Annotated in this window: 21 protein-coding genes and 1 pseudogene; 1 reads left to right on the forward strand and 21 read right to left on the reverse strand. The window is 62.4% G+C overall.

Annotation, left to right across the window (positions count from 1 at the left end):
* From BJF91_RS23235 to BJF91_RS23310, 16 genes and pseudogenes are all read right to left on the reverse strand, one after another.
* Complete coding sequence (locus tag BJF91_RS23235; RefSeq protein ID WP_075616877.1) at positions 1 to 432, reverse strand: NlpC/P60 family protein; 432 nt, start codon at positions 430 to 432, stop codon at positions 1 to 3.
* 340 nt (positions 433 to 772) lie between these two features.
* A complete protein-coding gene (locus BJF91_RS23240; protein WP_075616878.1) occupies positions 773 to 1,663 on the reverse strand; it encodes a DUF2163 domain-containing protein in 891 nt (296 codons plus the stop codon).
* Positions 1,660 to 2,295, reverse strand: a complete 636-nt coding sequence (locus tag BJF91_RS23245; protein ID WP_075616879.1) for a DUF2460 domain-containing protein — start codon at positions 2,293 to 2,295, stop codon at positions 1,660 to 1,662. The genes BJF91_RS23240 and BJF91_RS23245 overlap by 4 nt, the downstream gene beginning before the upstream one ends.
* A gap of 8 nt (positions 2,296 to 2,303) precedes the next feature.
* Positions 2,304 to 2,900 carry a phage tail tape measure protein gene (locus tag BJF91_RS23250; RefSeq protein WP_075616880.1) on the reverse strand — a complete coding sequence of 199 codons (597 nt, stop codon included), beginning with the start codon at positions 2,898 to 2,900 and terminating at the stop codon, positions 2,304 to 2,306.
* Positions 2,890 to 3,141: a rcc01693 family protein gene (locus tag BJF91_RS23255; protein ID WP_075616881.1), complete on the reverse strand. Its 252-nt coding sequence runs from the start codon at positions 3,139 to 3,141 to the stop codon at positions 2,890 to 2,892. The genes BJF91_RS23250 and BJF91_RS23255 overlap by 11 nt, the downstream gene beginning before the upstream one ends.
* 278 nt (positions 3,142 to 3,419) lie before the next feature.
* Positions 3,420 to 3,755, reverse strand: a pseudogene (locus BJF91_RS23260) (gene transfer agent family protein); the annotation flags it as partial.
* Positions 3,752 to 4,162, reverse strand: a complete 411-nt coding sequence (locus BJF91_RS23265) for a phage major tail protein, TP901-1 family (protein ID WP_075616882.1) — start codon at positions 4,160 to 4,162, stop codon at positions 3,752 to 3,754. The gene BJF91_RS23265 and the pseudogene BJF91_RS23260, both read right to left, overlap by 4 nt.
* Positions 4,163 to 4,456: 294 nt before the next feature.
* Entirely contained in the window at positions 4,457 to 4,855 is a 399-nt protein-coding gene (locus BJF91_RS23270; protein WP_075616883.1) for a DUF3168 domain-containing protein, read from the reverse strand.
* Positions 4,852 to 5,067 (reverse strand): hypothetical protein, encoded by a 216-nt coding sequence (locus BJF91_RS23275; RefSeq protein ID WP_075616884.1) that lies wholly within the window; start codon positions 5,065 to 5,067, stop codon positions 4,852 to 4,854. The genes BJF91_RS23270 and BJF91_RS23275 overlap by 4 nt, the downstream gene beginning before the upstream one ends.
* Entirely contained in the window at positions 5,064 to 5,402 is a 339-nt protein-coding gene (locus tag BJF91_RS23280) for a phage head closure protein (protein WP_234801701.1), read from the reverse strand. The genes BJF91_RS23275 and BJF91_RS23280 overlap by 4 nt, the downstream gene beginning before the upstream one ends.
* The gene (locus BJF91_RS23285) at positions 5,402 to 5,971 is read right to left on the reverse strand and encodes a head-tail connector protein (protein ID WP_075616885.1); all 570 of its coding nucleotides are present in this window, start codon (positions 5,969 to 5,971) and stop codon (positions 5,402 to 5,404) included. The genes BJF91_RS23280 and BJF91_RS23285 overlap by 1 nt, the downstream gene beginning before the upstream one ends.
* A 481-nt stretch (positions 5,972 to 6,452) precedes the next feature.
* On the reverse strand, positions 6,453 to 7,706 hold the full coding sequence (locus BJF91_RS23290; RefSeq protein ID WP_075616886.1) for a phage major capsid protein: 1,254 nt from the start codon (positions 7,704 to 7,706) through the stop codon (positions 6,453 to 6,455).
* Positions 7,707 to 7,713: 7 nt separating this feature from the next.
* Positions 7,714 to 8,358, reverse strand: coding sequence for an HK97 family phage prohead protease (locus tag BJF91_RS23295; protein ID WP_083943450.1), 645 nt, complete (start codon positions 8,356 to 8,358; stop codon positions 7,714 to 7,716).
* Between the two features lie 36 nt (positions 8,359 to 8,394).
* Entirely contained in the window at positions 8,395 to 8,700 is a 306-nt protein-coding gene (locus tag BJF91_RS23300; protein WP_075617048.1) for a DUF6107 family protein, read from the reverse strand.
* 382 nt (positions 8,701 to 9,082) lie between these two features.
* Positions 9,083 to 10,273, reverse strand: coding sequence for a phage portal protein (locus BJF91_RS23305; protein ID WP_075616887.1), 1,191 nt, complete (start codon positions 10,271 to 10,273; stop codon positions 9,083 to 9,085).
* 112 nt (positions 10,274 to 10,385) lie between these two features.
* A complete protein-coding gene (locus BJF91_RS23310) occupies positions 10,386 to 10,988 on the reverse strand; it encodes a glycoside hydrolase family 19 protein (RefSeq protein ID WP_234801702.1) in 603 nt (200 codons plus the stop codon).
* Between the two features lie 250 nt (positions 10,989 to 11,238).
* On the opposite strand from BJF91_RS23310, the gene BJF91_RS25140 reads away from it, so the two are divergent.
* A complete protein-coding gene (locus tag BJF91_RS25140) occupies positions 11,239 to 11,382 on the forward strand; it encodes a hypothetical protein (RefSeq protein WP_162843914.1) in 144 nt (47 codons plus the stop codon).
* Positions 11,383 to 11,724: 342 nt separating this feature from the next.
* Here BJF91_RS25140 and BJF91_RS23315 read toward each other — a convergent pair whose 3' ends face one another.
* The 5 genes from BJF91_RS23315 to BJF91_RS23335 form a co-directional block, all read right to left on the reverse strand.
* Complete coding sequence (locus BJF91_RS23315) at positions 11,725 to 13,002, reverse strand: DNA-packaging protein (protein WP_139310839.1); 1,278 nt, start codon at positions 13,000 to 13,002, stop codon at positions 11,725 to 11,727.
* Positions 13,003 to 13,351: 349 nt separating this feature from the next.
* Entirely contained in the window at positions 13,352 to 13,873 is a 522-nt protein-coding gene (locus BJF91_RS23320; RefSeq protein ID WP_075617049.1) for a hypothetical protein, read from the reverse strand.
* A 684-nt stretch (positions 13,874 to 14,557) separates the two neighbouring features.
* The gene (cueR, locus tag BJF91_RS23325) at positions 14,558 to 15,007 is read right to left on the reverse strand and encodes a Cu(I)-responsive transcriptional regulator (RefSeq protein ID WP_075616890.1); all 450 of its coding nucleotides are present in this window, start codon (positions 15,005 to 15,007) and stop codon (positions 14,558 to 14,560) included.
* A 415-nt stretch (positions 15,008 to 15,422) separates the two neighbouring features.
* Positions 15,423 to 16,475, reverse strand: a complete 1,053-nt coding sequence (locus BJF91_RS23330; RefSeq protein WP_075616891.1) for a hypothetical protein — start codon at positions 16,473 to 16,475, stop codon at positions 15,423 to 15,425.
* A gap of 371 nt (positions 16,476 to 16,846) precedes the next feature.
* Entirely contained in the window at positions 16,847 to 17,323 is a 477-nt protein-coding gene (locus BJF91_RS23335) for a YcgN family cysteine cluster protein (protein WP_075617050.1), read from the reverse strand.
* Between the last annotated feature and the right edge of the window lie 290 nt (positions 17,324 to 17,613).

Raw genomic sequence — 17,613 nt, forward strand, 5'->3', positions numbered from 1 at the left:
TCACTGCTCCGGAAATCTGAAAACCCCGGCGATGCGCCGCCGCCAGGCCGGCACCAGCGCCGAGCGCACAACGCCCGCCTGCTCATAGGCATGAATGAACTGCCCTTCTTCGCCCAAAAGCCCGACATGCTTGGCGGCGTAATGGGCGCGAAACCGAAACAGCAGGAGATCGCCCGGCATGGCTTCGGCAAAGCTCGCAAGGCTAAGAAAATGCCGCCCGGCCGCATCGAGCAGCCGATCCTGTCCCGACCGCTCGGCCCAATCGGGCGCATAGGCCGGCGTTTGCTCCGGCTCTTCGCCATAAAGCTCGCGCCAGAGGCCCCTGATAAGCCCAAGGCAATCGCAGCCGACGCCTTTGGTGGAGGCCTGATGCCGATAGGGCGTGCCGATCCAGCCCTCGGCAAGGGTGAGGACTGTCGTGTTTATGGACATGAGGGGACCTTGGGGTGGGGATGATATCAAGTCCGGCTTGGCTCGAAACAGAAAGGAAGAGAGAAACCTTCTCGGCTTCGCCGCCCCCTCATCCGGCTGCCGCCACCTTCTCCCCGATGGGGAGAAGAGATGTACAGCACTGTCCAGCCATTCTCTAACGTCGCAATCTGCACAGCATTTTTAGAGCGTCAGAACGAAACGCAACGCTATCGCCTTGTTCTCTTCTCCCCAGGGGGGAGAAGTCTCCGGCAGGAGGATGAGGGGGTGGCGAAGCCCAAGATCCAGTAAACTCATCGCCAGTTCGTAAAGCGGTTCAAAAGACGCGGCATAGGGCCACCCCTCACGCAAACAGCACAGATCCGTCATGGCTCGTTTGGCCGCTCACATAGGAATAGGCGAAATCGCTGCCCGGCATGTGCGGGAAGCCTCGGAAATTGGCAGCGTTGGCGAAGGTGTCGCGGCAGGTGGCAAATCGCTTGTCGCAGCCGATGGTGACGGTCAGGGCCTCGCCGCTGGCAAGCGTCACTTCCAGCGGCAGCCAGAGGGTCAGCACTGTGCCGGTGTCACCGGCGCGGCTGGTTTCGATCTCGCAGGCAAGGCCCGCTTCCCTGCCCGACGCCACCGTCATCTTGCCATAGCGGAAATGGTCGTCGTCAAAGCTCTCAAGGCCTGAGACCGTGATCCGGTCGGCACCCTCCATGGCCACCACCACGGCACTGGCCGTGCGGCCGGAGACGGTCATGTCCAGGCCGCATCTGCTATCGCCGAGGCTGGCATCGCAGCGGCGGCCGAGCGTGCGGCCTTGGCTCTGCGACAGCCTGGCGGCGAAGCTGCGCAACTCAGCGGTAAATTGCCCGGTCTGGCGCTTGACCTCGCCGATATACTGCACCCGGATCAGCACATGCTGTTCCGGTGCCTGCCAGTTGACCCTGAACACCTCGATGCGCGCACCATCGTAGCGCCCGGCGATCAGGTCGACCTCTGTGATCGCGGCGCTGGAAAAGCCGCCGGTGACATCAGAGGTCGGCGCAGAAAGCGTGTTTTCCGCCTCGCCATCGCTGGCGGAAAAGCCGCTGGCGGCAAAAAACACCGTGCCGAGCAGGAAAAGATCCCGGTCGTGATCGGTAAAGCCGAGCACCGCCCCATCCTTGCGCGTCACCCGCCAGCAGGTGGCGAGCGTCGTGGCGTCGCCGGCAAGATGGAGGGCGAGATCATCTGATATCGTCCTCATGGGGTTATTTCCGTCAGCGGGATCGAGGGAATGCTGCCGGCATTGAAGGCTTCCAGATTGACCTCGATCCGGTCAGTATCGAAACGGACGGGCACGTCGAACTGGAAGCCGGCGCGGATCACGGCACCAGCAGGTGGAACGGCGCCGGCGTCGAAGGTGACGAGGCCGGTCGCGGTATCGCAGACGAAGCCGGAGACCGGCATACCATCGACCGAGACCAGCACCGTGCCCTCGACGGGCTTGGCAATCGTCCGGCTCCAGCCACCGGCCCCGTCGCCATAGGCCTTGACCAGTTGAAAGCTCGTCGTCGCCCCATCGCCGATGCCGATCTGCTGGTCGAAGGCACTGACGCCCCGGCCCGGCCCGGCCGAGGTGCTGTCAAGCGGATCGCGAAACCGAAACCCGGCCAATTGCCCGCCACGCGCCTCGAAAAACTCCAGCACCGAATAGAGGTCCGCGAGCGATTTGACGCCCGAGCCGGCATCATAGCTGCGGCGCGAATTGGCCCAGCGCCGGTTGCGCACTTCCCGGCCATTGGACAGGTTGACGATATCGGTGCGCCGCACCGGCCCACCGCTCGATGACAGCGATACGCGCAACGGAAAGCGCACCTCGTGAAAGGCAGAGGTCATGATGTGCCTCACAAATTACGCTGGCCGCGCTTGACGCTGCGGGCGAGCATGCTTGAGATTTGCGACTGGCTCTTGGTGAAGCTCGCCGCGTCCTGGGTGGTGATGGAAACATTGACGCTGGTGCCGCCGGCCCCGCCTTGGGTGGCGACGCCGAGCGAACCGTCGGACCCGCGTTTCAAAGGCATGATCGCCTCGCTGCCGGCCTCGCCCATTAGGCCGGTGCTGCCGCCGCTCATGTTGAAATAGGTGGGGCTGGAGACGACGCCACCGGACGCGAAAGGCGTGATCGAGCCCGGCACGCCGCCTTTTTCGAAGGCAAACAGCGAACTGAAGCCGGAGGTGAGGCTTGAAGTGGCGCTCGATGCCAGCGACGACAACGAGCTTTGCAGCGGCTGCAGGCCCGAAGACAGCGTGATGCCGGACAATTGCGTTGCCAGCGATTTCAGCGTGTCCTCGAGATCGCCGCCGCCGCTCGTGGCGCTTTTCAGGGCCGAGGTCAGTGCGCTGCCAAAGCTTTTCGAGCGGTTTTCCAGGTCCTGCAATGTCTTGGTCGCGCCCGAGGCATCGAGATCGATGCCATAGGTCAGGGTATCCTCATCGGCCATGGGCTCTTGCTCCGGTTTTTCGGTCGGGATAGCGCGCCATCAGCGCCTCCAGCTCCATGCGGGCGAGATCGGCGCGGATGGCGGGGGCATAGGCGCCGGTCATGGCGGCGAATTCGCGCGGGGTCAGCGCCCAGAAGCGCTCAGTGGGCAGCCGCAGCAGGTGCAGCCCGGCATGCATCACCGCCTCCCAGGGAAAGGGAGGCGGCTTTGCCAGTCGGGCTCGACCGGCTGCGGCCCTCAAGGGTTTACGGGTTCGGTCCCTTCACCCAGATCCGCGTCACACAGATCCGCACCACCCAGGCCCGAACTGGGGTCGTGACGGAGATCAGCCGTAAAACCTGCCTCGTCCTCGTCATCCCCGGCGCAGTAGTCGGCCTGGCCGCTGACGCTCCCCAGGGTTTCTCGGGTCGCCTCGCCGCTGCGGGCCTGGCTTTGCCGATGCCTGATCTCGCTCAGCGGGATTTCTTTCAACGCTGCCTCCCCGGCCGCGCGCTCATCCCGCTCTGCTGCCGGCCGGTCAGCTGCCGGCTCGCCGAAGGTAACGAGCAGCAGTTCGCGCACGATGGCGACGCAGGCCGAGAGACCGCCGTCAACGCACATGTCGGCGACATCCTCGTCGGCGCAGCAATTGCCGCCGCCACGCAGGCCTGCCGCGAGAATGCGGATCAGGTCGCGGCTCGACAGTTTTCCGGTGGAAAACCGGGCCGCGAGATCCGCAAGGCTGTCGGCGGCAAAGGCCGTTTCCAGCTCCGCAAGCGCACCGAGCGTCAGACACAAGATCCGCCGCTCGCCATCGATGACCGCTTCCACTTCGCCGCGCCTGCGGTTGGCGCGCACTCCCCGCGCCGCGCTCATGCCGCCACCTCGAAGGTGATGGCACCGGCCGATTCCAGCGCAATGTCGAATTTCAGCTCGCCGTCGTGCTCGCCGGAATAGTCGAGCGCCGTCACCTGAAACAGGCCGGTCACCGCGCCGAAACCTGGGATCACAACTTGCCAGCTGATAAGCGAGCCGGCAAAAAACGCCGCCCGCACCAGTTCGTCCGATGCCTGATCCTTGAACAGGCCCGCCCCCGACAGCGAGGCGCGCTTGGCACCGGCACCGGCCAAAAGCTCGCGCCAGCGTCCGGCGCTGTCGGCATCGGTCACATCGACGGTCTCGGCATTGAAGGCCAGCTTGCGCGAGCGCAATCCGGCCACGGTCACATAATCACTGCCGCTGGCAATCTTCAGCAGCAGATCCTTACCCCTCTGGGCCACCATGGAAATATCTCCTTGAAAAAATTTTGAACATCCGCAATTCCGGTCGCCAGCCACATCAGGCGGCACTCACCCCCTCCTCCATCGCGGCCCTCTCCCACGGGCGCGGCCGGCCACGAGCCGGTTCCCCACCCGTCCCTTTTCGGGAAAGACCGATTGATGAAGAAGGAAGGGCAACGCCCCGGCTGGGAAGCCTTAAAAAGCGAAGTGGATGCGATTTTGCAGCGCAGCGTTGTGGGCGATTGCGGGGCGGGAATCGTCAGATCGTCATATGGGCGGCGTCGCCGGCAACCTCCCTCACCCGATGACCGCCCGCCATTGCTGCTCGGCCAGGAACAGGCCGGTCTTGATGTCGCGGCGGCTCACGGTCTTGAGATGACGCAGGGAGACGAGGCTGGCGGTGGCGAGCGGCAGGGCAGCATCCTGCAGCAGGCCGCGCACCAGGGCGGCCAGCGCCTCGGCCTCGCGACGGCTCATCGACGACCAGGCCTGCAGCACCACCTGCGCCTCGAGCAGACCATCATCGTCGGTGGAGAGATCGGTGACCGTGACATCGCCGACCGTTAGATATGGCTCTGGCGAGCGCAGCAGGCGGCGGTCCTTGATGCCGTCGGGGCCAACAAGCGCCGATATCCCGGCATCCGCCAGGATCGCCGTGGTCATGGCCGTCAGCAATTGGTTGACCGGGCTGGTCATTGGCCGGCCTCCCGCCTCGACGTCGGTCGTGCCGCGACGGTTTCGGCTGCATCGCTGCCAATCACGTCTTGGGCGGCGGCTGCCGGTGCGGCCTCATCCGCCTCGCTACGCCTTTGCGCGGCAGCGGTGACATCGGTTTCGATCAGTTGGCGAAGCGCCGCCGAAAGGTCCGCACCCGTCATGGAAAGGCTCGTGGAAAAACTCAGGCTCATTGCACCTCCTCCTCACAATCGAGCAGCAGAAAGCGGCGGCTCTCGTCGGGGTCGCGCAGAGCCCGCACGACCAGTTTTCGGCCGCCCTTCACCAGCCTGTCGCCTCGGCGGATATCGCTGCGAAAGCGAATGGTGACGCTGTGGTTGACGGTCGCCACCTCGGCCCCGCCGCGCTCGTCGCGGCTCACCGATTGCGGCTCGATCAGCGCCCAGAGGCTCGCGACCGCCTGCCAGTTGCGGATCGTGCCGCCCTGGCCGTCGGACGTATCCTGCGGCTGTTCCAGCGTGAGCCGCGCCGTCATCCGGCCCGGATCGGGCATGGTGAAGGCGGCCATTACAGGCTCCTGCGGCAGAAAGGCGCGATCAGCCGGTCATAGCCCGCAGGCAATGCCGCCGGCTGATCGGCAAGCGTGACCGCACCGCGGAACGCATACATGGTGGCCACATGCAGGCTCATCGCCCGGCGCAGCGTGTCCGGCACATCGGTGGCGGCAGAGCCGAAGCCGGCAGTGAAGTCAATTTCGATGCCGTTCAGCACCCGCCCCGGCAGCGGCCGATCTCTCAGCCAAAGCCGTGCCGGACGCGCCTGCCCGTCGAGTAAATGATCTTTCAGTAAAACATGAAGTTCAACGCCGTCCTCGTCATAAACCGTCACAGCATCAATAGTTTGCACCGGGCTTCTCGGAAGCAGAATCACTTCGCCCGGCGGCCAGTCGTCGAGGTAGAGCCGAAGCGTCTGGGTCATCAGGCAAAGCCCGGTCTCGGCTTCCAGATGCTGGCGCGCGGCGGTGATCAGGGCGGACAGCAGCGCGTCTTCGTCACCAGTGTCGATCTTCAGCTGCGCCTTCACGTCGGCAAGCGTCAACGGCTCCGCCGTGGGGGGCGTGAGAATGGTGGTGGTCATTTTGGGATCTCCGGGATGGCGTTGGCGCCAAGATTTACCCCCTCTGGCCTGCCGGCCATCTCCCCCACAGGTGGGTAGAAGACTCGCGGCGCCGTCCTGCTCAATTCAAGGCGCGACGGTGCGGCAGGTTAAGCCCCTCCCCCTTGTGGGGAGGGGTTGGGGAGGGGTTTTTCTGCATAAAAAGTTAGAACCTGCCCCCCTACCACAGTCCGCTACACGATGCGATTTAAGGGCTTCGCCCCCCTCATCCGGCTCTTCGAGCCACCTTCTCCCCGCTGGGGAGAAGAAGGAGTACGCCGCACCCTTTCCACAACGGTCCGGCGTCAGATGAACATGGAACGGTAGCGCCTAGGTCTCTTCTCCCCAGCGGGGAGAAGGTGCCGCCAGGCGGATGAGGGGGGCGGAGCCAAAACATCCTATCGTTTCAAGGCGTTTCATGCTCAATGGGTTCGGCATGCCAAAGGGGTATCAGCGTTTCAAATCAATTCGCCGCGAACTTGATCAGCTTCAACGCCTCGAAATTCTGCATGCCGCCGCCGACGCGTTTGGTGGTGTAGAACAGCACATAGGGCTTGGCGGAATAGGGATCGCGCAGCACGCGCACGCCCATGCGATCAACCACGAGATAGGCGGCCTTGAAATCCCCGAAGGCGATGGAGAGCGAACCGGCGGCGATGTCGGGCATGTCCTCGGCCTCGGCAATCGGAAAGCCCATCAGCGATGCGGCAAGGCCGGGGCCGGCGGGCGGCAGCCAGAGGTAGTTGCCGTCGGCATCCTTGAACTTGCGGATCTCGCCTTGTGTCTTGCGGTTCATGACGAAGGTGCCGTTCTGGCGGTGGCCGGCCTTCACAGCATAGATCGTGTCGAGCAGAATGTCGGAGGCGCCGCTGGCCGCGAAGCCGCCGGCCACGCCCGTGGTCTTGACGCCGATCTTGCCCCAGGCCCAGGCGCTGTCGTTGACCGTGTCATAGGCGAGGAAGCCCTTGGGCTTGTTAGTGCCGTCACCGGCCACGAAGGCCGCCCCCTCCTGCTCGGCAAAGGCGATGTCGACTTCGCTGGCGATCCAGGATTCGACATCGACGGCGGCATCGTCGAGCAGCGCCTGGGTGGCGGCCGGCATGGCGTAAAGCTCCATGGTGGGGAAGCTCAGTTCCGTCAGCTGCGGTGTATCGGTCTGCGGCCGCGCCGAGGCTTCAGCCACCCAGCCGGAGGCCATGCCCGAGGGCGCAAACGGCTTTTTCAGCACCGAAGACGAGACCTGACGGACGCTGGCCAATTGCCGGATCGGCGAGATCGAGGCAAGCCGGGTGCCGATCTCGCTGTCGGTCTCGTCGGTGACGAGATAGCCGCCATCGGCAGCACTGCCCACAGCCATGGACTTGGCATCGAGATCGCGCAGCGCCGCCTCGTCGCCCCGGCGGATATAGGCCTCGAAAGCGGCCTTGCGCTCGGCACTGTCGCTGCCGCCGCGACCGCTCTTGCTGCCCAGTGCCGGGCGCAGTTTCTTCAAGGCCAGCTGTTCGATGAGCCGGGATTGTTCGTCCATGGCCTTATTGATCCGCTCCACCTTGTCGCGGGTCACGACGTCTGATGTCAGCTTCTGCTCGATCTCGCCGAGCCGCTGGTCGTTGGCCTGTTTGAATTCGGAAAAGGCCTGCATGAAATCGTCGAAAGCCTCGGTCATCGTCTCGGGGATGGCCTTGATTTCGGGGGCTGAAAAATTTTGGTCGCTCATATTATCCTCACTTGAACATGTCGGTTTTGAAATTGCCGGTGGCCATCGCCTTGGCCGCCTGGCGGATGCTGCGGATCAGTTCGGTCTCCTTGTCGCGAAAGAAATGCTGGTGCTTGACATCGGAAACCCGGGCGGAAGGGGCCATGGGAAAGGTGACGACAGAGATTTCCCAGAGATCGGCCTCCAGAATGCGGCGGATGCCGGTCTTGGCGTCCTGGCGGGATTTGACCGTCTGGAAGCCGATGGAGAGCCCGTCCAGCGCCCCGGTTTTCATCAGCGCGCGGACCTCTTCGGCCAGCCGCACGCCCGGCGACAGCCGGCCCTCGACGTAAAGGCCGCGCGCGTCCTCCTTCAGCAGCGTCCAGGCGCCGATCGGCTGGGCGGGATCGTGCTGGTAGAGCATGCGAATACCACCCGCGCCGCGCGTGGCGAGCGAATTGTAAAAGGCGCCCGGCTCGATCACGTCGCGGCCAAGATCGACCTCGCCGAACACGCTGGCATAGCCGCTGAACGTGCCGTCGCCACTGAAATCCGACAGCGTCAGGTCCGCGAATTTGCGCCGCAGCCGCAACGGTGTGGAAGGGTTTGGCGGCGACGCTTTGAGCGGGCGGGATCTGGGCACAGCTTCGCCGCGCCCGTGGGAAACAGGCATGAAAGTCTCCTTGGATGTCTGGATTTCGTATCGGGTTCAGCCGTAGCGCTTGGCCAGCCGGGCGAGCACGCCGAGCACCCACCAGGCCGACAGGCTGGCGAGCGTTGCCCCGGCCAGCACCACTTCGGCACCCGACAGGCCCTGCAGGATATCAAGCTTGCGGGCGAGCCACTGGCCGGTGGCGCCGCCGAAAATCAGCCCGCAGGCGAGCCCGGTGAAAAACCGGCTTGCCGCCTCGCGCTGGGTTCGCGGCAGAAGATAGATCAGCGATATCGCGGAACCAGCCAGCGCGCCCGCCAGCCGCACGCCCCAGAGCGGGGTGCCGGGTGTGAAGTCGGTCATGATGTGGACTTTCTGGTTGGGATGGGGGACGGCTGGTGGATTGGGGGACAGCGGCATTTTCATCACTTTCGCCTCGGGGCCCCCTCTGGTCTGCCGGCCATCTCCCCCACAAGGGGGAGAAAACTCGCGGCCTCGCCTCGCCGAAAATAGAAACGTCGATCAGGGCAAAAAACGGTGCGGCAGGTTAAGCCCCTCCCCCTTGTGGGGAGGGGTTGGGGAGGGGTCTTTGCTCAACAACAAGATTAACTAAATAAAATTTTACTAATATTTAGAATCCCTTATTAACCTCTATTATCAAACCGATGGAGCTCTTGTCTGGCGGCTTGTAAAACCTGAAAAACTGAGTCCGGAGCTTTATCTAACCTGCTGATTTTCCAGGAACCTAATCCCCATACCCCACCGCCTGCCGCTTCTCCTCGTCACTGAGGAAATCCGCAGCCCCGACCCGGGTCCATAGCGCATCGCGCTCCGCTGACAGGCCTTCGACCTGATCGAGATCGGGTTGCAGGGTCAGCATGTCGCCAAAGGCATCGGAGAGGAAGCCGGAGAGGCTGGCCAGCGTGCGGCGGATCAGCGGCAGCACGGTCAGCCGGTAGAAGGCGCGGTTGGCCTCCTGGTAATTGGCATAGGTATTGTCGCCGGGAATGCCCAGCAGCATCGGCGGCACGCCGAGCGACAGCGCGATATCGCGGGCCGCGCCGTTGCGGGCATCGGTAAAGTCCATGTCGCGCGGGGTGAGGCTCATCGCCTTCCAGTCCAAACCGCCTTCAAGCAGCATCGGCCGCCCCGCCTGCAAGGGGCCGGAATAGCCGGCTTCAAGCTCGGCCTTCAGCCGCTCATATTGGTCGGGCGGCAGGTTGCCGCCTTCCTTGGGCTGGTAGACCAGCGCCCCGGAGGGACGGGCCGAATTGTCGAGCAGCGCCTTGTTCCAGGCGGCGGCGGCATTGTGCAGGTCAAGCGCGTTATGGGCGGCGGCGAGCGGCGCATAGCCCGTGAGATCGTCGAGCGGATGAAACAGTTTCAGATGCAGGATCGGCTGCGGCTCGCCTTCCGCCGGAATGCGACGGCTGACACCAGCGGCGCGGTAATCATAAGCCAGCGGCCAGCCATCGGCGCCCTCCACCACCGTCACCCGGTCCGGCCGCAGCAGATGCAGTTCCGCCAGCCGCGCTCCGAGAAACAGCGGCTCCAGATAGGCATTGCCTGACAAAAGCAGATGGCCATAGAGCGTCTCGAACAGATCCGTCCCCGTCGCCCGGCTGCTCGGGCGGGCCAAGAGCGTCAGCACAGGATGGCCGGTCAGTTCCCGCGCACCCTGCTGCGGCAAGCCGCGATAGAGCAGTAGCGGCACGGCAGCGGCGGCTTCGGAGACCAGCCGGACGGCGCGATGCGCCACCGGATTGCCGAGAAAACCAGACCGCGACAGCGCCGCATAGGACCGGCCTGTGCCGCGCGCGCCAAGGCCCGAGACCATCACGGACACCCCGGCCCGTGGGCCTACCGCCGCCTTGGCCTGATCAGGCGCGCCAGCACGAAAGGCCCGCCGAAACGGCAGGCGAAAGGCAGAGAGCATGGAGGACTCCTGGAGAAGGTGATGGGTGCAAAGAGCGCGGCTTCGCATGGTAGAGAAGCCCGCAAGTCAAAAAAGCAGCGTCATCGCAAACTGAATATGGCGGCGGCGGCCCCTACCCCCCGCAAATCGCCTTGCCATAACCTGCCACCAGATCCGCCCGGTCCTGGCCGTTGACGATGCGCCGGGCGCCGAGCCAGTCGCAGGTCGTGGGGTTGAAGACGTCGGCAAGGCGGGTGCCGGAAAACAGGCCATCGCGCATGCCCACCGCAAGGATGTCGGCGGCAGTGTCGCACTCGAGAGCGCGGCCAGGATCGACGGTGAGGTCGATGCCGAGGGCGGCGGACAGAGCCTGGTAATTGCGCCGGTGGGTAAGCTGCACGAAGCCGCGCCCGAACCAGGATCGCCCCTTTTCGTCAGGGCGCCAATAGGGCACGCGGACCTGCGGCAGCTTCCCGGCCTGATAGGAATGCTCCAGCCGGCTGATCGCCTCGGCATCGGTCGCGGCCAAGGTTTCGCGTACCGGCTGGAAGCGGCCGGCGGTTTCGTGAAAGGCGGTGGCTAGCACATACGCGCGCTGGCGGGCATCGCTGATGCCATGGCGTGCGCAGGCGCCGAGCACCGCGTTGATGCTCTCCACCTGCGCCTGAGTGAGTCGGCCTCCGCAAAGCGTGATACGGATCTGATCGAACAACTGTTGCATCGGCGTTTTCATCATTGTGGTTAATACCCTTAAAAAGCGCAGGAAAAGCAGAGGCCCGCCGAGATTGAACCCAAAAAATGCTTGAATTTAAATCGGTTAAACAGATTTCAATCGTTTTATGGCCGATCACGAGATATTTACATTCGCTTAAGCATGTGGAACTTTCTGGGCCGTAGCCGGTTATGAGCGGCACAGATCCACCGCCCGGACCACAAGGGCAGCCGCGTCCATGACGGGCGCGGCCGTTTGACAGAGGAATAATGTGATGGACGCCAAGAGCAGCAGCCAGATCAGCAAGACCATTGCAGAGGCCAGCCGGACTATTCCCGCCCATATCGTTGAACGGCTCGAGTCCGAATGGCGCCAGATGCGCCAGCCGGCCACTCAGCCGGCTCCGGCCAGCAAGTAATTTCACCTGCTTTTCAAGAGAGCGCCGCAGTGTTTCAAGGAACGCTGCGGCGTTTTCGTATTGTCGTGGCGGTAGGGGCTTCGCCCCCCTCATCCGTCCTTTTTTACTAAAAGAGGGCGCCACCTTCTCCCCGCTGGGGAGAAGAGATTTGACGGGATCGCCCGCGCTTTTTTCAAGCATTGCGGAAAAGTAGATAGTTCTCGCTCACAGCGCCGACGTGGCAATCAGTGCGATCATCTCGGTCTCCTCTGCCCAGCGGGGAGAAGTCCCCGGCAGGGGGATGAGGGGGTGCGAAGCCCTCTAGAACTGCCTTCAACATTTCTTCAGATAGCTCCCAATCCCCTAAAGCGTCCTGATCCGCGGCTCGCCCACGCCATCCAGCAGCAGCGCGGTTAGCGCCCAGACCAGCGCGTCGAGCCGGTCCGGCGAGCGGCCGTTCGACAAGCCATCGGGGCCGAAATCGCACATCTGGTCTTCGAGATCGGTGAAGCGACCGGCATGCAGCACGCGGCCCTGCTCGTAGAGCGCGGCAACCGGCTCGGCGCGCAAAAATTTGCCACGGGTGGCACGCACCATCCGGACCGGCAGATTGGCCTCGACGCTTTTCAGGAGCGCGCCGACCATTTCCCCGCCCTGATTGACCTCGGCCACCACCCGGTCCGCCTCGAAGCGGCGAAAGGCGCGCAGCACCGCCGCCGCCCAGCCGGCCGGGCTTTCGCCCGTGACAGAGCAATCGGCCAGCACCACGGCGCGGCCCAACCGGTCGAGACCGGCAACGACGATGCCGCAGACCGATTGCGCGCCCGCTCCCGCGGGCGGATCGACGCCGATAACGATGCGGCTGAGCGGCTCGGTAAGCTTGACGGTCAGCTCTTCCAGCCGGTCGCGCCGCCAGAGCGCATCCTCGCGGTCCTCGATCAGTTCGCCATCCACTTCCTGGCGGCCGAGCCTCGTCCCGCCATAGCGCGCCTGCAGGGCCTCGATGAAGCCCGGCGCCAGATTGCCGGCATTGCCAAGCGTGGAGAGCCGCGAAAGCCGCGTGCCGGGATCGGAGAGCAGCCGCTTGAGGATCGGCACCGGACGCGGTGTCGTTGTTATCACCTGGCGCGGGTCCTCACCCAGCCTCAGGGAAAACTGCAGCATGTCGAAGGCTTCGTCGGCATATTTCCATTTGGCGATCTCGTCGCACCAGGCATAGTGAAATTGCGGCCCGCGCAGGCTTTCCGGGTCTTCGGCCGAAAAGATCTGCGCCACCGCGCCATTCGGCCACACCAGCCGGCGGCGCGAAATCTCCACCTCCGGCCGCTTGTGCCTGGCGATGCGGGCAATGCCGGAGAGGCCATCGACCATGACCTCGCGGGCATCGCCCAGGGTTTCCGCGACCAGAGCAATGCGCAGGCCGGATTTCTCGCCTGCTGACGCCAGCGCATGCACCCATTCGGCCCCTGCCCGCGTCTTGCCCGAACCGCGCCCACCCATCAGCAGCCAATTGCGCCAGTCCCCCTCGGGCGGCGCCTGCAGCGGATGGCGGATAAGCGGCCAGCTGCGGGCAAGCCTGTGCAGGAGTTTGGGGTCGAGGCCGCGCAGCAGGCTTTGGGAATCGCGCGCACCGGCCGCCATCTTCGGCGAAACCTGTGGACGATCGGCCTGCCTCGCCGCCAGCGCCTCGACCAATTCAGCACCGTCTTTGCCAATTGCTGACACCACGTCCCCCAGCGCCTGCATGTCCCGGCGCAACCCCGCCAACGCCCCCGCCCCCTGCCGCGATGCAGCCAGAAGCGCCGGTGCCGACAGAGTGCTGGACAGACGGTGCTTGCGTCGTTTCACCTGATCTCCTTGTGGTGGTTGGCAGATGCTTGGCACTGGAAGCGCTGGAGTCTGTCAAAGTCAGATTGAACCGTGGTCTGCGCTGCACATCTTAAGGCTTCGGCCCCTCATTCCTCTCCAGTACACTCTCGCGTCGTCTTCCCTACCCCGCCGGCGGTCCCGTCGCGGCAAGGCTTTCCGCCTGCCAGCGCTCGAACAGCAGGCAGGCCTTTACCTCGGCTTGCGTCTCGATCAGGGCGAGCAACCGGGCTTCGGCAGCGTCAAAGCTTTCGCTCGCCTCGGCGCTGTCGGCTTGGGCCTCGCGGTCACGGGCCAGCTGGCGTTGCAGGGCGTCGATCTTTTCCAGCGTGCGCACGATGACGGACATCGCCTCGGTTGCGGCCTTGAGATCGGCGCGGGCAAGCTTGGCGGCGGCTTCGTCGCCGCCCTCCATCAGCGCCGCCGCCCCTTCCCGCAGCAGCCGGAATTGCTCGAACTGCGCCGCCATTTCCCTTGTCAGCTCGTTGAGCAGGCCCGCATAGTGATCGCTGAGCGCAGCGAGATCGGCCGCCTTGATTTCCAACATCCCGATGTCGAGCGCTGCCGCCAGCATCCGCCTGTCGACAGTCTGCTCCAGCGCAGGCAGCGGCCAGCAGCCGAAGAGCGAAATGTCCAAATGCTCCATGAGAATCACCCCTTTCGGGCGGATAAGGCCATAACGAAAAAGCCCGGGGTGGACCCGGGCTGCAGAATAAATATCAAAAGTGGCAATCGACCTTGATGTCATGCTCAGCCTTATGGCGAGCAGCAATCAGCCGAATTCTCCATCAATATGTCAATGTGTCATCTGCCTGAAGCGGATCCCTGGAACAAACCCGAGGGTGGCGGAGCAAGGCCCTGGAAATGGTTGTTGGCGATGGCTCCGGCCAATATCGCCTCTCCCAGCTGATGCCGCCTAGCGGCGCCCACAGATTTCCGACCGTAGACAAACACTACCAAAGCACCGTCACGCTGTCAAGGACTATTTTCCTATACTGGATTTTTTTCTTATCTTGAGCAGCCGGTCACGGCGCAAACCCGTTTTCGACCGAAACGTTTTCTGACGCCGGGATTGAGGCAATTGGCAACGCGTTGAACTGTATCACGAGAAGGGTTGTGCCGGATCGCATCTCGTCGATCACGACATGACAGAGCAAAACGGCATCTGCCACAAAGATTGACGGCCGGTCTTTCGACCGGCCGCCCGCCCCATTCCCCCGCCCCCAGGGTTCAGGTGCGTCCGTGCACGGGCCTTGCCCGTTGTCTCAAACGCTCGATCGCAAGCACGCTCGCGTTGCGAGCGCTAGCCGGTGGCCAGGCGGATCAGGCCTCAGGCCTGCTCCATTTCCTTGCCATGGCATGGTTCGGAAACGCTGTTGCGCTCCAGGATGCTGCCACCGCCGAGATTTTCCAGGATCGGACAATCCGGACGATTGCCCTGCTCGCAATGGTCGACCAGGTTTTTCAACGTGTCGACCATGGCCTGCATGGCTTCCATCTTCTCTTCGAGTTCGCGCAGGTGGTTCATCGCCACCAGGCGCACATCGTCATTCTTCCGGCCGGAGTCGCTCCATAGCGCCAGCAGCCGCTCGGTTTCCTCCAGGGAAAACCCGAGAGTCCGAGCCCGCCGCACAAAGCGCAGACGGTGGACTTCATTTTCGCCATAGACCCGATAGTTGCTTGAGGTGCGCCGCGCCGGCAAAACCAGCCCGATTTCCTCATAGTAGCGGATCATCTTCGCAGAAACGCCGGAGGCTGCGGCGGCTTCTCCGATATTCATGAGCTTGTCCTTCCTGGCTGCAAGCAGAAATAGTAAAATATTCGGCTCGCGACGTTTTCAAAATTGCATTCCAGCTTTTAACTATCAATATTGGCAGAAGTAAATAACCAAAAAAAGTTACATCGAACTCACACGTCTTTACGTGAATGACAGCAAGAGCCCAGCTTCCCCGGCTCGAATTGCCAAACACTCCTCGTGCCTGCAATTTCACACGAAGCGTATCACGATCCGATACATTCGCGTGTCGAAACGATACAGGAAATAAATCGGCAAATTCGCAAGTGTGATAGTACAGCCGCCTATCCCCGAAGCCGCTATATAGGCAGCCACAACCTGCGGTGCAATCCTCAACCGCAGCGACGGCGCAAAAATTCAAGCGGCGTGAAGCACCTGAAGGGCCGGCAGACTAGAGGTATCAGTCGGGCAATATTTCGGAGAAATCGAAATCCTCGCGATAGAGATCGAAACTCGCCCTGATGCGATCCTTGACACGCTCAGGCAATTGGCTGCCCCGACCGCTGACACCCTTGTTGAACCGGGCATGACCCGCCTGCACCGTCTCGGAAAACACCTCGTGCAGCTTTGCAGAATCGAGGAATTCCGGCCCGACAAAAGCAGCGATCCTCTCGGCCAGACGTTGTTTGTTTCCGAGAAAATCCTCCTCGTAGGAGACCCAGAGCGGCTTGACCAGACCGAGCGCTTCGCAGCGCTTCCAACTCATGAAGAATTGCAGATACCAGGCACATTGGCGATCCACCAGGATCAGATAGCGTGTCTCGTCGTCCAGTTCACAATAATTGGATGGCAGGCCATCGCTGAAATAGATTGCGTCCTTGCCACGGGTTGCCGCCCATTCCCGTTGCTGCTTGCGCATCATGTCATCCAGACTGACAAGGCTGTCATAGACATTGCGGTAAGTGACGATCGGGCGAATGTTGTAAAGCTCAAGCTGCCGGCAAAGATACGGCGTGCAGCGCAAATGATGCTGCGCCACATAGCCTTGGCCATTATTGCCGTATTGGATCAACGCCAATTCATCCGTCTCCTGCTCACGCAGGGTAATACCCATGGAAAAAGGCGTTTGCGGCGACAAGGCCGAGGACATCAGCACCGCCATCGGCACATTCAATACCTTCATCAAGCTCTGACCGATGAAGGTTGAAGCCGATTTCGGCAGGCACGCCACCAGAACATTCGGCTGCTTCGCTCGTGAGGCCGTCAGCCGCGCCCGCATGAGAGCCTCGCCAAGTTCCGGCACCGAAATCGCCAAATTGTCAGCGACAGCATCGCTCATCTTTGGCACATAAAAAGGATGCGCCAGCGAAAACACCCCCGAAATCGCAAAGGCATCGGCAGGATCGGATCGCCGGAGGAACTCATCAAATTTCCGCGCGACCCATTCCGCATCGGGCACCGGGGCCGCATCGCGGACAAAGCTTTTGACAAGCGACCAGTCCAGTCTCGACATAATCTCTCCATTGCACCGAATTGGGTTCAATCAAGATTAAATTATAGTGTAAAACTTGTACGAGACTTACCTAGAAGCGATTTAGAACATCTTAAATGCATCCGGGGCGCGAGACATTCAAAAATTGAATAGCGAGCGTCACTTTCAATGACACCTGGTATTACGGTCTACTCAAGACTTGCTGCTCAGGTGAAAATGATGATTTCGAGAACCGGAGGGGAGCGTACTTAATTGACGTGAACACAAGCATTTCCAGAAGACGTGCGGAGCGGTTTTTCGTGCGGAAATGCGACTGTATCAAGCTCAGGGTAGAAATCGCCATTTGCAGACCGCCAGCGGCGATTATGGGACAGACTGTAAGGGATAGGCTATCAGGGTGCGTTCCCGGCCACCGTCAAAGGCCAATCGCAGAGGTAATCCTCGAAGTCCTCGACAGAAACATGCTCTTCGCTGACCGTGCGGCCCTGGGCAGAGATACCAGCCTGATGCACGGTGTCGGGATCGCCTGACACCAGCGGGTGCCACCAGTAAAGGTCGCGCCCCTCATGCACCAGCCGGTAACCGCAGCTCGGCGGCAGCCAGCCGATCTCGTCCACCTGGTCGGGGGTAAGCTGAATGCAATCAGGCACGATCGACTGGCGGCCCGGATAGTCCTTGCAGCGACAGCTTTCGCCATCCAGCAGCCGACAGGCGACGGATGTGAACATCACCTCGCCGGTTTCCCAATCCTCGAGCTTGTTGAGACAGCACAGGCCGCAGCCGTCGCAGAGGGCTTCCCACTCCGCGTTGGTCATCTCGTTGAGACGCTTGGTCTTCCAATAGGGTGTGCTCGGATCTGTACTGGTCATCATTGCCTTTGGCGCGGCCGAATGCGAGCATCCGATCCGCGACAATCTTATCCATTCGTTAAAAGTTGACGCGCATATGATCGATCGGCTGGGCCGCCGCATAATTCCTTACATCGGGAACGATGTAAGGAATTATGCGGCAGATTTGAACTGCTACAGCGAACCTATATGCGCCATATATGGCGCATGGCGCTGTAGATCGCGATTACGCATGACATGGGCGCAAGCTTGGCGCCTGTCAAGCATAGCATGCCTGTGGAGCGTGCTTGCGTCCCTTAGCGGACCAGGCG

Source organism: Gillisella taibaishanensis, assembly GCF_001938985.1.
GTDB classification, from domain to species: Bacteria; Pseudomonadota; Alphaproteobacteria; order Rhizobiales; family Rhizobiaceae; genus Allorhizobium; species Allorhizobium taibaishanense.

Coding starts and splice junctions, on each gene's coding strand:
- BJF91_RS23330 (WP_075616891.1), bottom strand. CDS start 16,475: ATGTCGAGACTGGACTGGTCGCTTGTCAAAAGCTTTGTCCGCGATGCG.
- BJF91_RS23235 (WP_075616877.1), bottom strand. CDS start 432: ATGTCCATAAACACGACAGTCCTCACCCTTGCCGAGGGCTGGATCGGC.
- BJF91_RS25140 (WP_162843914.1), top strand. CDS start 11,239: ATGGACGCCAAGAGCAGCAGCCAGATCAGCAAGACCATTGCAGAGGCC.
- BJF91_RS23270 (WP_075616883.1), bottom strand. CDS start 4,855: ATGACCAGCCCGGTCAACCAATTGCTGACGGCCATGACCACGGCGATC.
- BJF91_RS23265 (WP_075616882.1), bottom strand. CDS start 4,162: ATGGTGGCCCAGAGGGGTAAGGATCTGCTGCTGAAGATTGCCAGCGGC.
- cueR (WP_075616890.1), bottom strand. CDS start 15,007: ATGAATATCGGAGAAGCCGCCGCAGCCTCCGGCGTTTCTGCGAAGATG.
- BJF91_RS23335 (WP_075617050.1), bottom strand. CDS start 17,323: ATGACCAGTACAGATCCGAGCACACCCTATTGGAAGACCAAGCGTCTC.
- BJF91_RS23250 (WP_075616880.1), bottom strand. CDS start 2,900: ATGGCCGATGAGGATACCCTGACCTATGGCATCGATCTCGATGCCTCG.
- BJF91_RS23305 (WP_075616887.1), bottom strand. CDS start 10,273: ATGCTCTCTGCCTTTCGCCTGCCGTTTCGGCGGGCCTTTCGTGCTGGC.
- BJF91_RS23295 (WP_083943450.1), bottom strand. CDS start 8,358: ATGCCTGTTTCCCACGGGCGCGGCGAAGCTGTGCCCAGATCCCGCCCG.
- BJF91_RS23240 (WP_075616878.1), bottom strand. CDS start 1,663: ATGAGGACGATATCAGATGATCTCGCCCTCCATCTTGCCGGCGACGCC.
- BJF91_RS23290 (WP_075616886.1), bottom strand. CDS start 7,706: ATGAGCGACCAAAATTTTTCAGCCCCCGAAATCAAGGCCATCCCCGAG.
- BJF91_RS23245 (WP_075616879.1), bottom strand. CDS start 2,295: ATGACCTCTGCCTTTCACGAGGTGCGCTTTCCGTTGCGCGTATCGCTG.
- BJF91_RS23315 (WP_139310839.1), bottom strand. CDS start 13,002: ATGGCGGCCGGTGCGCGCGATTCCCAAAGCCTGCTGCGCGGCCTCGAC.
- BJF91_RS23320 (WP_075617049.1), bottom strand. CDS start 13,873: ATGGAGCATTTGGACATTTCGCTCTTCGGCTGCTGGCCGCTGCCTGCG.
- BJF91_RS23300 (WP_075617048.1), bottom strand. CDS start 8,700: ATGACCGACTTCACACCCGGCACCCCGCTCTGGGGCGTGCGGCTGGCG.
- BJF91_RS23275 (WP_075616884.1), bottom strand. CDS start 5,067: ATGAGCCTGAGTTTTTCCACGAGCCTTTCCATGACGGGTGCGGACCTT.
- BJF91_RS23310 (WP_234801702.1), bottom strand. CDS start 10,988: ATGATGAAAACGCCGATGCAACAGTTGTTCGATCAGATCCGTATCACG.
- BJF91_RS23285 (WP_075616885.1), bottom strand. CDS start 5,971: ATGACCACCACCATTCTCACGCCCCCCACGGCGGAGCCGTTGACGCTT.
- BJF91_RS23280 (WP_234801701.1), bottom strand. CDS start 5,402: ATGGCCGCCTTCACCATGCCCGATCCGGGCCGGATGACGGCGCGGCTC.